The 14,544-nt window shown below is 26.0% G+C and carries 14 protein-coding genes and 1 pseudogene; 4 read left to right on the top strand and 11 right to left on the bottom strand.

The genetic code is table 4. From position 1 onward, the window contains the following. The first annotated feature begins 1 nt into the window (after position 1). Both NX779_RS03520 and NX779_RS03515 read left to right on the top strand, forming a co-directional pair. Positions 2 to 1,555: an MSC_0619 family F1-like ATPase alpha subunit gene (locus NX779_RS03520; RefSeq protein ID WP_259430037.1), complete on the top strand. Its 1,554-nt coding sequence runs from the start codon at positions 2 to 4 to the stop codon at positions 1,553 to 1,555. Then, a complete protein-coding gene (locus tag NX779_RS03515; protein WP_259430036.1) occupies positions 1,555 to 2,934 on the top strand; it encodes an MSC_0618 family F1-like ATPase beta subunit in 1,380 nt (459 codons plus the stop codon). The genes NX779_RS03520 and NX779_RS03515 overlap by 1 nt, the downstream gene beginning before the upstream one ends. A gap of 46 nt (positions 2,935 to 2,980) precedes the next feature. On the opposite strand, the gene NX779_RS03510 is transcribed toward NX779_RS03515, so the two are convergent. Beyond that, positions 2,981 to 3,127 carry a hypothetical protein gene (locus NX779_RS03510; RefSeq protein ID WP_259430035.1) on the bottom strand — a complete coding sequence of 49 codons (147 nt, stop codon included), beginning with the start codon at positions 3,125 to 3,127 and terminating at the stop codon, positions 2,981 to 2,983. A gap of 444 nt (positions 3,128 to 3,571) precedes the next feature. On the opposite strand from NX779_RS03510, the gene NX779_RS03505 reads away from it, so the two are divergent. Beyond that, positions 3,572 to 5,467, top strand: coding sequence for a M13 family metallopeptidase (locus NX779_RS03505; protein ID WP_259430034.1), 1,896 nt, complete (start codon positions 3,572 to 3,574; stop codon positions 5,465 to 5,467). Positions 5,468 to 6,295: 828 nt separating this feature from the next. On the opposite strand, the gene NX779_RS03500 is transcribed toward NX779_RS03505, so the two are convergent. From NX779_RS03500 to NX779_RS03460, 9 genes are all read right to left on the bottom strand, one after another. Continuing rightward, complete coding sequence (locus NX779_RS03500) at positions 6,296 to 6,607, bottom strand: type II toxin-antitoxin system death-on-curing family toxin (protein ID WP_259430033.1); 312 nt, start codon at positions 6,605 to 6,607, stop codon at positions 6,296 to 6,298. Further along, positions 6,528 to 6,881, bottom strand: a complete 354-nt coding sequence (locus NX779_RS03495; protein ID WP_259430588.1) for a hypothetical protein — start codon at positions 6,879 to 6,881, stop codon at positions 6,528 to 6,530. The genes NX779_RS03500 and NX779_RS03495 overlap by 80 nt, the downstream gene beginning before the upstream one ends. 849 nt (positions 6,882 to 7,730) lie before the next feature. Beyond that, positions 7,731 to 8,108: a BspA family leucine-rich repeat surface protein gene (locus tag NX779_RS03490; RefSeq protein ID WP_259430032.1), complete on the bottom strand. Its 378-nt coding sequence runs from the start codon at positions 8,106 to 8,108 to the stop codon at positions 7,731 to 7,733. A gap of 55 nt (positions 8,109 to 8,163) precedes the next feature. Continuing rightward, the gene (locus NX779_RS03485) at positions 8,164 to 8,451 is read right to left on the bottom strand and encodes a hypothetical protein (RefSeq protein WP_259430031.1); all 288 of its coding nucleotides are present in this window, start codon (positions 8,449 to 8,451) and stop codon (positions 8,164 to 8,166) included. 278 nt (positions 8,452 to 8,729) lie between these two features. Further along, positions 8,730 to 9,020: a hypothetical protein gene (locus tag NX779_RS03480; RefSeq protein WP_259430030.1), complete on the bottom strand. Its 291-nt coding sequence runs from the start codon at positions 9,018 to 9,020 to the stop codon at positions 8,730 to 8,732. Positions 9,021 to 9,060: 40 nt separating this feature from the next. Beyond that, positions 9,061 to 9,291, bottom strand: a complete 231-nt coding sequence (locus NX779_RS03475; protein WP_259430029.1) for a hypothetical protein — start codon at positions 9,289 to 9,291, stop codon at positions 9,061 to 9,063. A gap of 39 nt (positions 9,292 to 9,330) precedes the next feature. Beyond that, the gene (locus NX779_RS03470; protein ID WP_259430028.1) at positions 9,331 to 9,771 is read right to left on the bottom strand and encodes a BspA family leucine-rich repeat surface protein; all 441 of its coding nucleotides are present in this window, start codon (positions 9,769 to 9,771) and stop codon (positions 9,331 to 9,333) included. Positions 9,772 to 9,806: 35 nt separating this feature from the next. Then, the gene (locus tag NX779_RS03465) at positions 9,807 to 10,715 is read right to left on the bottom strand and encodes a GumC domain-containing protein (protein ID WP_259430027.1); all 909 of its coding nucleotides are present in this window, start codon (positions 10,713 to 10,715) and stop codon (positions 9,807 to 9,809) included. A gap of 143 nt (positions 10,716 to 10,858) precedes the next feature. Continuing rightward, positions 10,859 to 11,005 carry a hypothetical protein gene (locus NX779_RS03460; protein WP_259430026.1) on the bottom strand — a complete coding sequence of 49 codons (147 nt, stop codon included), beginning with the start codon at positions 11,003 to 11,005 and terminating at the stop codon, positions 10,859 to 10,861. 121 nt (positions 11,006 to 11,126) lie between these two features. On the opposite strand from NX779_RS03460, the pseudogene NX779_RS03455 reads away from it, so the two are divergent. Next, positions 11,127 to 12,402, top strand: a pseudogene (locus NX779_RS03455) (IS3 family transposase). Between the two features lie 548 nt (positions 12,403 to 12,950). On the opposite strand, the gene NX779_RS03450 reads toward NX779_RS03455, so the two are convergent. Next, the gene (locus NX779_RS03450) at positions 12,951 to 14,534 is read right to left on the bottom strand and encodes a BspA family leucine-rich repeat surface protein (RefSeq protein ID WP_259430025.1); all 1,584 of its coding nucleotides are present in this window, start codon (positions 14,532 to 14,534) and stop codon (positions 12,951 to 12,953) included. Positions 14,535 to 14,544: the final 10 nt, after the last annotated feature.

The raw sequence follows: 14,544 nt of genomic DNA, 5'->3' as shown, positions 1-14,544 counted from the left end.
TATGAACACAAAAATAAACAAAAATGTTTCAAATATCAATCCAAAAATTGTAGCTATTTATGATTATATTGTTCAAGTTGAAGGAAAATTTGATTACTGTCAACAACAAGTTTTTACCTCAGTAAAAAATAAAGAAGTTAGATTATTTTTAATTAGTGCTTCAGAAAATTTTGCATATCTACTAGCTAACTTAGAAGGTCAAAAATTATCTATTGGTGATGAAATAGAATTATCAGATCAATCAGATGAAGTATTTACTAGTAAACAACATTTTAATAAAGTAATTGATATTTATGGAAATGCAATTTTACCTACTAATGAAGTTATTAAAAAAGATAAAAACGATGCTTCAAGTAAAATATTTAAAGTAAATCAAGATTTAATGAGAGTTCAAAGATTAAATGAACAACTTTATACTGGATTAACTGTGATTGATTTATTGATTCCTATAGGAAAAGGCCAACGTGAATTAATTATTGGTGATCGTCAAACAGGAAAAACACATATAGCATTAAATACAGTAATTAATCAATCTCAAAAAGGTGTTAAATGTGTTTATGTTGCAATTGGTCAAAAAAGAGAAACTATTTCAAGAATTTACAATACTTTAGAAAAACACGATGCTTTAAAAAATACTATTATTATTGATGCTCCTGCAACTAGTGCATATGAACAATATCTAGCTCCTTATATTGGAATGGCTCATGCTGAAAATATCTCACTTACTGATGATGTGTTAATTATTTTTGATGATTTAACAAAACATGCCAATATTTTTAGAGAAATAGCATTACTAAGTAACCGACCAGTAGGAAAAGAAGCAATGCCAGGAGATATGTTTTTTGCTCATTCTCAATTATTAGAACGTGCTGGATCATTTAAAAATACAAAAACAATTACAGCACTACCTATTATTCAAACAACAGATAATGATTTAACTAGTTTAGTTGCATCAAATGTGATTTCAATTACTGATGGACAAATTGTTACAAGTAGTAAGTTATTTTCTCAAGGAGTACTTCCTGCTATTGATATTGACTTTTCAGTTTCAAGAACTGGAAGTAGTGTACAAAATAAATCAATGACAAAAATTGCTAGCGATATCGGTAAAACTTATAGAAAATATAAGCGCCAATTAAAACTCGCTTCATTAGATTATAAGTTAAATGATCAAGTTGCTGATTTGATGTATAAAGGAAAAATGATAGATAAACTATTTTTACAAAAAGGATATTTATTATACACTTACAATTTCATTTTAATGATGAGCAAAATCATTCAATGATCATTAATTAAAACTGTTAAAGATGAACAAAAAGCATTATTATTTTTAGATTATTTTATTAATAATCACAACGAAGGACAAAGACAATTTGAACTTATTAAATCAAGTGATCAGTATGATGAAGAAATGACAAGAAACTATTTCTTATTTGTATTAAAACAATATTCTGATTATTTAGATTTAAATTGAGATATAGAAAATGATTATGATTTTTTAGAAATAGATAAATTATTCTTAGAAAAAGCTGCACAGAAATTAGGTGATAAATAATGGATGGAAAAATTATTAGTATATCAGGAGATGTTATAGATATCGAATTTGATTCTAAACATTTACCTTTAGTTAATCACTTACTAACAACTCATAATAACACTACATACTTACTAGTTAAAAGCATTATTAGTAATACTCATATTAGAGCGATTGTTATTTATTCATCTAGATCAATTTCAATAAGTGATGTAGTTAAAAACACAAATAAAAGTTTTATGGTTCCAGTTGGAGATAAAGCAAAAAATAATATTTATAGTTTTTCAGGAATTTCATTAAATAATGAGAACAATAAAGATGTTGATTTAATTGAAATGAATTCAATTATTAATAATAAAAGACAGATAAATGTTGAAAATGAATTTATTGAAACAGGAATTAAAGCAATTGATTTTTTCATACCTATTTTTAAAGGATTTAAATTAGGTATTTTTGGTGGGGCTGGTGTTGGTAAAACAGTTCTTATGAAAGAGATTATTTTTAATGTAAATAATAGATATAAAAATACTTCAAATATTTTTATTGGTTCAGGAGAACGTTCTAGAGAAGCGATTGAACTTTATGATGAATTAGTTCAATCTGATCTTATGAAAAATTCAACAATGTACATTTCAAAAATGAATGAATCTCCTGGAGCTAGAATGTCAATTGTACCAATTGGAGTAACTGCTGCTGAATATTTAAGAGATTATAAAAAAGAAGATGTTTTACTATTTATAGATAATATTTATCGTTTTATTCAAGCAGAAAATGAAGTTAGTGCAACACTTGGTAAAAAACCTTCGATTGGAGGTTATCAATCTACATTAGAAAGTGATGTAGCAAATATCCAAGATCGTTTATTTAAAAATCAAAATGCATCAATCACTTCATTTCAAACAGTGTTTTTACCGATGGATGATTTAAGTGATCCTTCAGCTGTTGCAGTTTTTAATCATTTAGATTCAAATTTAGTTTTATCAAGAGATCAAGTTGCAAAAAATATTCTTCCTGCTTTTGATCCATTAGCAAGTTCATCAAGTTCATTAGATGAATCACTTATTGGAAAAAGACATTTTGAAGCTATTTTAGAAGTTAAAAAAATCTTAAAAGCATATAAAGATTTAGAAGATGTAATTCTAATTTTAGGATTTGATGAACTAGATGCTGAAAATAAAATTATTGTTAAAAAAGCTTTACAATTAGAAAATTTCTTCACTCAAAACTTCTTTATGACTGAACATTTTACAAAAAGTCCTGGTCAATATGTACCATTAAAAGATACTATTGAAAGTGTTATAAGAATATTAGAGGGTAAATATATAAAACAAAGTCCAGAAATATTTGCTTATATTGGTTCAGCTTTAGAATTAAAAACTGATGAAGAATTAGGGTTATAAAACTATTAAAAAAAGACTCAAATCAAATGAGTCTTTTTATTATGTATTACATTTTTTCTAGTCTTTTTAAAAGAGCAACAAACTCTTTATCGCTAGCTATTCTTTTCGATACTCTTTCAACTTGTTCTGAAAGTTCTTCTTCAGAAATTGAATCTCACGAAACAAATCTACTATTGTATTTATTTTCTTTCATTAGTTGTCACTCTTTATATATTAATGATAATGTTTTAAGATTCTAAATAAATAGTTATTCTTGAATATATTCACTCTTTAACCTCTTTATGACCGACTTTATTTTGTTGTAGCATTTTAACAAAATTTTCCAATTCCTTTTCAACAGTTTGATAGTATGAATGTTTAGAAAAGTTGAAATCATCAGAAAAATAGAAATGCTGGGTACGAAATCCGGACTTTTTTAAGCGGTAGGCTGTCTTGTATATTCAACAGGTGTTAGTCCGCTTAGTTTTAAGCTAATTCTTATTATTTAAACGTGTTATTTAATAGTGATATAATAAAAAAAACAAGTCAACTAATGTTGTTCTTGAGTTTTTGTTGTAGGTAAAAAGAAATTATTGAGCAAATATCTATGACAACTTATAATAAAATCTATGAGAGATTACTCAAATAAGGAGTCGCAATGAAATATAATGTAAAAGATAATCTATTCAAGGCTATTAATAATGAATGATTAGAAACAGCTAAAATTCCATCAGATCGCTCTTCAATAAGTGAATTTGATGAACTAGAAATTCGCAATGAAAAAATAGTTACACGTATAGCAAAGAAAATTTTACAACAAAACAAGACAAACAAATTAAGTGATGTTAACTTAATTAATTTTGCCAATTTCTACAAATTAACAAGTGATATTGAAAAAAGAAACGAGTTAGGTGTAAGTCCACTAAAGCCTTATTTTGATGAAATTTTGAATCTTTCATCACTAAAAGAGCTACAAGACAACTATGTGAAATTTATGTTAAGAGGCTATGAGTTACCTATTAGTTTTGGTGTTTTTTTAGACTTTTTAGATCCATCAATCCAGACTCTTTATGCAAGTATTGCTAATCATATTCTTCCTGACAAAAGTCACTATGATACAAAAGAACAAAAAGCAGTGTTTCTAAAATCATTTAAAGCAATGGCTAGAAAGTTATTAACACTATTTATTAAAGACACTTATGAAATTAATAAAATCATTCACAAAGCTTTAAAGTTTGACGAAATTATTGCTAAATACTCACTAACTTCGCTACAAAAAGTTCGTTATACTGAACTTTATAAACCTTATGATTACAAAAAAATTGTTGCTAAGACCAAGTATTTTAATATTGCTAGCATAGTAAGTAAAGTAATTAATGATGAAGTTGATAAAATAATTTTTTCAGATGATAATTTTGCATTAAATATTGATAAAATCTTAAACGAAAAAAACTTTGAATTAATTAGAGCTTGAATGCTTATTAAATTAGTTTTAACTTTTGCACCATATCTAGATGAAAAAACTCGTACTTTAGCATCTAAATATTCGCTATTTGTAAGTGGTCAAGACAAGGTTGAAAATAAAAATAAACATGCCTTAAATTTAGCATTAAAATTCTTTTCTATGCCAATAGGTGTATATTTTGGTAAAAAACAATTAGGTGCAAAAGCTAAAAGTGATGTTGAAAAAATGGTTAAACATATGATTGAAATATACAAAAAAAGATTGCAAAAAAACACCTGATTGAGTCAAAATACAATCGATAAAGCAATTTTAAAATTGAATACTTTAAATGCACATATTGGATATCCTACTGAATTAAGACCTTATTATAGTGAACTAACAACATCATCAAATTCATTGATTGAAAATGTTTTAAAATTTAATGAAATATTACATAAATACAACTTAAATCAATATAAACAACCAATTAATAAAAACTATTGAATTATGACCCCATACCAAGTTAATGCCTACTACCACCCAATGTACAACCACATTGTTTTTCCAGCTGGAATATTACAAGGTGCCTTCTATTCAATTAAACATACAACCTCAGAAAATTATGGTGGTATTGGAGCTATAATTGCTCATGAAATTTCACATGCATTTGACAATAATGGTGCTAATTTTGATGAAAAAGGTTGTTTAAAAATGTGATGAACACAAGAGGATTTTGCTAAATTTACCAATAAAATCAAAGCAATGATTGATCTTTTTGACGATGTTGAAACTGATTATGGTAAATGCAATGGTCGACTAACTGTTAGTGAAAATATTGCTGATGCTGGTGGTGTAAGTTGTGCATTAGAAGCTGCTAAAAGAGAACCTGACTATAGTGCTGAAAAATTCTTCATTAATTGAGCAAAAGCTTGAAAAGCTAAATTTAAACCTGAACGTGCTAAACGTTTACTAGAACAAGACCCACATGCACCTGCTGAATTAAGAGCTAACATCCAGGCAGCTAATAATGAAGAGTTTGTTAAAGCTTTCAACATTCAACCAGAAGACAAAATGTATATTTCTCCTAAAAAAAGAGTTAAAATTTGATAATAAAAACAGATCTATGTTTCTTTTTAATATTAAAGTCAGAAATGTTTTTTGATTTTAAAAAGCTGTATGAAAACAAACTTTCAACCAATTAAAAAATGAAATCAAATAATTTATTAAATGATATAACAATAAAAAAATTAAAACATTTAAAACAAAAACACCTAACAGATGTGAAGCACTTATATAAAAAACCAACACAACTATTTTGTCTTAAAAATTGTCTTAAAAATCTTAGTTTTTTTATTTGACTTAGTAATTTTTCAACCATTACTATGACTTCAAATATTTAAGTAGGTATTTACTTTTTATAGTTAAGAGCTTTTGTTAAAATTTGATTTTAAAGTACGGTTTTATTTTTTACTAGTTTAATGTTTGCTAAAGTAAGTAAGAATCAAATGCTATCAACAACTATCGTTATGAACAGTATTCATCCTGTTTATCAATCCAAACTATTAAAAGTATTGACAATAGTATTGATAAAAGTACCAATAAACCAACTTTTATCAATACAAATACAAAAAGTATTGATAAAAAAGACTCAAATGAGTCTTTTTTTATGTATTACATCTTTTCTAGTCTTTTTAAAAGAGCAACAAACTCTTTATCGCTAGATATTCTTTTCGATACTCTTTCAACTTGTTCTGAAAGTTCTTCTTCAGATATTGAATCTCATGAAACAAATCTACTATTGTATTTATTTTCTTTCGTTAGTTGTCACTCTTTTTTTATATATTAATGATAATGTTTTAAGATTCTAAATAAATAGTTATTCTTGAATATATTCACTCTTTAATTTCTTTATGACCGACTTTATTTTGCTGTAGCATTTTAACTAACAAAATTTGCCAGTTCCTTTTCAACAGTTTGATGGTAAAAATGTTTAGAAAAATTGAAATCATCAGAAAAATAGAAATAATACCCAAAGTTTGTTAGTAGTTGAATTAACAACATTAAAGCAGTTCTTTTATTTCCATCAATAAAATAATAACCAGTTAAAACTTTAATAAAAATTTCAGTGACAAAATCAAATACATCATAATTATCAGATTCATAGCTGTATTTAAATATAGTTGAATTTATCCCACTTAACAAACTTCATTTGGAAGTAAAGACTATTACTTTTTGAAAAGAAAATCTCATTAAGCTCTTTCATAGATCGTCTGTATACATCACCAATAAAGCTACAAAACTTTTCATTAAATTCTAAAACTAAAAAAATAAAGTCAAATGATATTTTATTATTTTTCTTAGTTAGCATATAAAAATTATCTTTATCATAGAAAATATTTTTATTATTAGAAATAACAAAATAATCTATACTCTTTTCTGTTATTAAATCAAAATTAAAATCGTTGTTCTTTAACTGATTATATGTTTTATTTGTTATACAAATTCTTATAGGAATACTTTTCATTTAAACACTACGCTTTTATCTTTTGAGTTAATATTATTATAATATTCATAGTTTATATTTGTATGCGAGGACAATTAAAACTTAATTGTTTAACAAAACCAACTTTTAACTATTATCAATAATTTAACAAGTAAACGGATTGTTTTAGATAACTTAAAAGTTAATAAAGAAGCACTTACTCAAAAACAAGAAATCATCAACAAAACAAGTTCAATCAACACTTTAAATTGAAAAAAGATAACATCATAAAAACTAGCAAAAAAATAACCAACTTAGTAAAATTCTAAACTCTAACATAATCATCAACAACTTTATTTTCACTTATCTTATTACCTAGTCTATTTTGGTATAACTTAATTTAGAGTAAAAGGGGCAAAAGCAATGTAAATAATCATAAATCCTATATTTTTTTATTTCAAATAGAATTATTGAACTTATTTCATATGTTGCTTTTGGAGTAGGTTTTCTCCTACGTTTTCCATTTAAGCATAAAAATAAAAGGTTGAAACTTACAAGCTAAAACTCATAAGTTAATTGTTATTCAGTTTTTAAAACTTCTAAAAGAGTGTGATAAGGAATGACCATTTTATTATCTTCTTTTCTATAGTGTATTATATTAAAATAGGACATTTTTACTATTATTTTTAGTGAATGATCGAATATTATTTAGTGAATAATTTTGTTTATTTTTATATTTTTTATAATAAAAAATAGAGTTTGGAAACTCTATTTTAAAATTTTTCGATTTTTATCATAGATGACTGTAAAATCTTTCTTTTCAACCTTTTTATACCATTTTATATAGTGTATTTTATGAAATTATTTAATTAATATTTTTTTCAATAGGTTCTAACAATTACCAGATGCTCTTATATAAATAGGATTTCTTTGGTTTTCTCCTTCATTTGCAGTAAGTCCAGTATATCTATCACGAATTACTTTTGGCAAATTAGCTTCTCAATAAGGTTGTCTTCAATTTCCAGAAGCTGGGTTTACAAAGTTAGTTGTATCAGCTCTACATAAATCTCAATGGACAATAGATTCATTAAAACTTTGAGCTTGTGAAAACATAAAACTAGCATCTTCAACATTAGAAACATCTCAATTTGATATGTCTCGGTTAAAAGCTGATGTATTTTGAAATGTACCTGACATATCTTTTATATTTGAAGTATCTCATTTTTCCATATTTGTTATTCTGACAGTGTGCTCATCGAAGTAAAGCATTTCTCTTAAGCTAGTAATAAACCAAGGTAGTCTTTCTGGAACGGTGCGTATAGAACTATCAAATACAATTTTTACACGTGTTTGACCTTTTATTCTTTCTTTTTATAACCAAATTTTTTAAAACACCATTTTGTATAACTGGATTAGGTCTTTCTTCTGGATTAATTTCTCCTACTTCTAAATTTAGCTTTAAATGATTATATTGTTCAGCTTCCATATTTAAAAAATCGGTATTTGAAACTTTGCTATTTAAATTTGAGATATTACTTAGTTTAAATTTTAAATCTTTAAACGTTTTATTTATTACTTTATTAAAACGGTTTACTACACTTTTCTCCTGCATAAATAGTATCTTTCATGTTATCATTTCAAAGTTCAGTAATTTTTATTCCAAGTAATTTATTTAAAGCGTCATTTTCTCTTTTTGTGGATTAATTCTAGGTCTTAACTCTCTAATTTCTCTTTCTAATCTTGTTTCTTCACCAACTAATGAACTTATTTGTGTATTAACTTGGGAATGAGTTTCTCTTAGAGACTCTATACTAGATTCTATTTGACCAATTTTGCTTTTTTCAGCATCTATTTTTTCTTTAATGTTGTTCGCTTCTAGAATATAACCATCTATTGCGTCTTGGATCTTTTTTGTTCACTAAGTAAGGTTTTATGATGATCTAATAATCCATTTAATTTTTCTTGCAACTTATCTTTTCTAGATATAAGTTGTTCTAATTGAGAAGATACACGCAAATGTTCTGCTTCAATCCCTTCTTTTTCTTGTTTTAATTTAGGAATTTGTTGTTGTATTGATGATATATCTTCATCTAGCTGGCTTTTTCTGCGTTCTAATATAAATATTATTTGTTTCAAATTCGCATCATGTGTATGCAATGATGCAATTGACGCACTCAGCATATCTCTTTCTGATTCAATGATCTTAATTTGTTGTTCTAAATTAGATATGCTTTGTTTTTGTTCTGATAATTTTGTTAAAAGTTTTTACTTTCTTTTTAATTTCTTTTACTTTTGAATCGATGCTGGTAATTAATCCGTTAAAATTATTAATCTTTTCAGTGATTGTTTGATTAGAATCTTGTTTTAAATATGCAAAAGAACTTATATTTGGTATGAAAATCGATGATGGTATAAAAATCGTGCTTAAAGCAATTAATTTATATAATTTCATAAAACCACCCTCCTTATTAATTAGCAAGTTCAATGATCACTAGGCATCTCGTATTCATTCTAGATTAGCTCCACCATCCGAACCATCCTCACCTTTTAATCTATCAAAACCACCAGGTGTTATTCCTGAAGTAAATCTATTTCGAACAATTTGTGGCGTATTATTACTCCAATAAGGTTCTGTTCAATTACCTGATTTAATAGTTACAAAAGCAAAAGTTTTTACATCTCCTACAACATTTCATTTTGAGATATTTTGTCTAAAACCTTGTGCACCTGCAAAAGTTCTACGCATAAATCTCACATTTGAAACGTTTCAATTACCAATTGGATGATTAAATTTTGTAGCAAGTCTAAATGTATAGTTCATAACTATTATGTTTGAAACATCTCATTTTTCCAGATTTTTTATAGAAGAGAATTTATTTCTAAGAAATGCAGAATCTAGAGATTGAATAAACCAAGGTAAATACTCAGGCACTTCATTGACATCAGTTAATGGTTCATATATAGAAATTAAATTTTCTCCTCCTTGAAGTCCTTGCGTACCACTGTTAATTCCATCTTGTAAAAATTTTTTCTATAACCTATTTCAACTAATTTATTACCTTCTATCTTATGAGGTCTACTTTCAGGGTAAATAAAATCTATATCTAAATCTAAATTGATTATTTGAAGATTTTGTATTCCTGTTTGTATTGTAAGATCATCAACTACTATTTTAAATTTTCCAACACTAACTCTTTCTTTAGATTCACTTCGTTCTCTCAATTTAAAATTTGAAATTGATAAGTTTTTTTGTGTTTCAATGTTAAAACGAGATAGAATATCAAAATAAGTATCAAGTGCTCAAATAGTTTTTTTGGTAGTTTTTTCTCAAACTTCATTTACCATTTTTGAAAAAACAGTAACATAATTTTTATTCATTTCTTGTTGTCAAGCAAAATCTCTTTTTAAGTTGTTAAGCGTTCTTGTTAAACTAGGTATTATTTCTTCTTTTAATTCTTTATGTCTGTCTTGTATATTTTCTAAGTCCTTTTCTAAAGCAGCTTGTTCTTTTTGCTTTTCTTTAACTTGACTTTCAATATCAGATAATTCAGTTCTAATTCTATTAAGGTTTGCTAATTCTCTAGGTGCGTCAATTCTCCTTTTATCTCCGTTACTATTGTTTAAATTAATATTTGTTACTTCTTGTTTAGATATAGCAGAAGTTAAATCTCCTATTTCGCTATTTATACCATTTATTTGTTGTTTTAATTGATTAATAAGGTCTCTTTTTTCTTGGTTTTCTTTTACTAAGTTTCCATGTTCTTCATTAAGATCTTTAATTTGAGATTCTAAAACATTTATTTGCAATTGATATTCTAATAAACCTGTACTACTACCAGCTCTTTGTAGACTTAAATCATTCAAAGTTTCTTTCAATGAATCTCTTTGAGTTGTAAGTTGTGTAAGTGATTGATTAAATTCCTTAATTTTAGTTTCATTAGATTGATATTGTCGAGTTAGTGATTCTGTTTTTTCTTTAAGAGTTTTTATCTTTTCTTTTACTTGTGAAATACTTGTTTCTAATTGTTGTTTAATATCTTGTGTATTTGATTGGTTATTTGATGATTCATAATTATTTTTATTAATTTAGAAGTAGTAATAATTGGTACTGTAACAAAACTTCCTATTAAAATAATAGACAAAGAAAATCATTTAAATAGTTTCATATATTATCCTTTCTTTACTTAAAAAATACAATCACTTTCATAAGAAGAGAGTAGGACAAAGTTATTAGACTCCCTAAGGGATAGACCCCTAGGGGGTCTATTTTTTCAAAAAGGAGTATTTATGAAAAGAGGAAAGCAACTAAGTGTAAGTGAGTGGTTAGAAGTATTTAAGCACTACAAAGAATATTTATCTCAAAATATTACTAAAAAGAATTTTGTTATATTTATAGCAAAATTAGAAATTCTGAAAATTATTTACTTTCAGAAGAAGCCTTCTGATATTTATCTAGAAAATATAAAGATTATAATTTAGGTATGGAACTAAAAGAATCACAAACAGGAAAAGCACCTAAAAAGGTAAAGGATCAGGTAGACCTAGAAAGAACAAAGAAGAATATGATAAACAAAGAAACGAAGTGATTAAAGAGATTGATCACGAAGTTTTAGAATGGTTAATAACAGACCTTTTAAAGAAGATATTTTAAAGAAAAATAAGGTTGACAATCTAGATGAACTGATAGAAAAAATTAAGAAAAAATTTGGAGAAAATATTTCTAACAAGGAAATAATGAAAATTCTTGGAATACCTAAATCAACTTTTTACTACAAAATCAAGAAACAATCAAAAGATAAGAAAGAAGCTGTTATAGAACACGCAGAAATAATTAGAGAAGCTTTTGCAAAACAAAACGGAAGATATGGTAGAGAAAGGCTATCAGCATATATTTTCAAGACATATGGCATTATTATTAACCCTAGAACACTAGGAAGAGCAATGAATAAATTAGGTCTTTTCTGTCACGTAAGAACAACGTGCAAGAAAAAGCGTGAATCAAAAAATACTAACGTGTATTATCCAAATATTGCTAATAGAGATTATAATGGACTACAAAACGATATTTATGCAAGTGATGTTAGTTACATTCCTGCTCCAATAGATGTAGAAGGAAGACATGTTTATTTATCTATCGTAATTCATCACAAAACAAAGAAAATTGTTAGTTATAATTTATCCATATATAACGACACTAATTTAATTATGACTCACATTAGAAAAACAAAATTTCCTAAAAACTTTATTATTCACACAGACCATGGTGTAACATATTCATCGAATGAATATCTTGAGTATATAAAGCAACGAGGTGGAGTGGTGTCAATGTCAAGAATAGGTAACTCTCTAGACAATAGAGAAGCTGAATATTTCTTTTCAATTTTAAAATCAGAAATGTTTTATAACTTTGAAAAGAAAGTAAAGAAATGACTTTTAGTGAACTAAAAGAATGTATTAAAAATTTCATTGAGTGATATAACAATGAAAGAATATTAAAAAATTCAAATGAAAAACACCTCAAGAACTATGAGGTGTGTATAATAAACATAACTATTTAGTCTAATAATTTTGTCCCGGTTTCGAAGAGAGTTTAACTGTGTGATTAATACTTCATAATTTTTCATAAATTAATTGTAGTTATTGATAAAAAATAACTTAAAATTTTAATTGTATTTAAAAGAAATCTTATTTAAACTGTATAAATACACAACAGATGGTATATAAAAAAATGTATATAATCATGCTTTTATATTTTGTATCTCTAGTGTTCTTAAATTATGTAATTTATCTTTTAAATTCTAGATTAGAATTACAAAATAAAAATAGAATTACTGAACATAAACGTTAATAAAGACGTTAAAGAAATTGATGTATTTTATTATCCTCTTTTCTATAGTGTATAAAATAGCATATTTTACTATTATTTTTTAGTGAATAATTTTGTTTATTTTTATATTTTTTATAATAAAAAAATAGAGTTTCTTCTTTAAACTCTATTTTAAAATTTTTAGGTTTTAGCATAAATGGCTGTAAAATCCTTTTTTAACCTTTTTACACCATTTTATATAGTGTATTTATGAAATTATTTAATTAATAATTTTTCAATAGGTTCTAACAATTACCAGATGGTCTTATATAAATAATAGTTCCTTGGTTGTTTATTTCTCCTTCATTTCTAGTAAATCTATGATGAATTACTGTTGGTAAATTAATACTTCAATAAGGATCATTTCAATTTGCAGATCTTGGGGTTACAAAGTTTAATGTATTAGCTCTGCATAAATCTCAATGTGAAATATCTTGTCTAAAACTTTGAGCTCGGCGAAACATATTAGTAACATCTTCAACATTCGAAACATCTCAATTTGATATGTCTTGGTTAAAAGCTCTTGCACCTTCAAAGGCACTTGACATATCTTTTACATTTGAAGTATCTCATTTTTCCATATTTGTTATTTTGACAGTGTGCTGATTCAAGTAAAGCATGTCTCTTAAGCTAGTAATAAACCAAGGTAGTCTTTCTGGAACGGTGTGTATAGAATTATCGAATACAATTCTTATATATGATTTACCATTTATTTCTTCTTTTATATAACCGAATTGTTTTAAAACACCATTTTCTACAACCGGTTTAGCTCTTTCTTCTGGATGAATTTCTCCTACTTTTAAATTTAGCTTTAAGACAATTTTATTATTTTGTTCAATTCCCATAGTTAAAAAATCAGTGTTTGAAACCTTGCTATTTAAATTTGAGATATCACTTAGTTTAGATTTTAAACCTTTACTATTTCCTTTACTATTTATTACTTTATTAAAACGGTTTACTACACTTTGATATGTTTCTCCAGCTCAAATAGTATCTTTCATGTTATCGTTTCAAAGTTCAGTAATTTTTCCTACAAGTAATTTATTCAAAGGACCATTATCTCTTTCTAGTTCATTAATTCTAGGTATTAAATCTCTAATTTCTCTTTCTAATCTTGTTTCTTCACTAACTAATGAACTTATTTGTGTATTAACTTGGGAATGAGTTTCTCTTAGAGACTCTATAGTAGATTGTATTTTACCAATTTTAATTTTTTCATCGTTTATTTGTTCATTAATATTGTTCGCTTCTTGAATATAAGAGTCTATTGTTTTTTGGATATCTTGTTGTTCATCAAGTAAGGTTTGATGATGCCTTAATAATCCATCAAATTCTTCTTGTAAATCTTTTTTTCTAGATCTAAGTTGTACTAATTGAGAAGATACACCCGAATGTTCTTTTTCAATTCCTTCTTTTTCTTGTCTTAATTTAGCAATTTGTTGTTTTATTGATGATATATCTTCATCTAGCTGGCTTTTTCTGCGTTCTAATATAAATATTATTCGTTTCCGATTTGCATCATGCGTATGCAATGATGCAATTGACGCACTCAGCATATCTCTTTCTGATTCAATGATCTTAATTTGTTGTTCTAAATTAGATATGCTTTGTTTTTGTTCTGATAATTTTGTTAAAAGTTTTTTACTTTCTTTTTCAATTTCTTTTACTTTTGAATCGATGTTGGTTATTAATCCGTTAAAATTATTAATCTTTTCAGTGATTGTTCGACTAGAATCTTGTTTTAAATATGAAAAAGAACTTATAGTTGGTATGAAAATCGATGATGGTATAAAAACTGTGCTTAAAGCAATTAATTTATATAATTTCATAAAACCGCCC

This window comes from Mycoplasma cottewii, from assembly GCF_024918975.1.
In the GTDB taxonomy this organism is placed as follows: Bacteria; Bacillota_I; Bacilli_A; order Mycoplasmatales; family Mycoplasmataceae; genus Mycoplasma; species Mycoplasma cottewii.
This window is presented reverse-complemented; position numbering and strand designations above follow the sequence as displayed.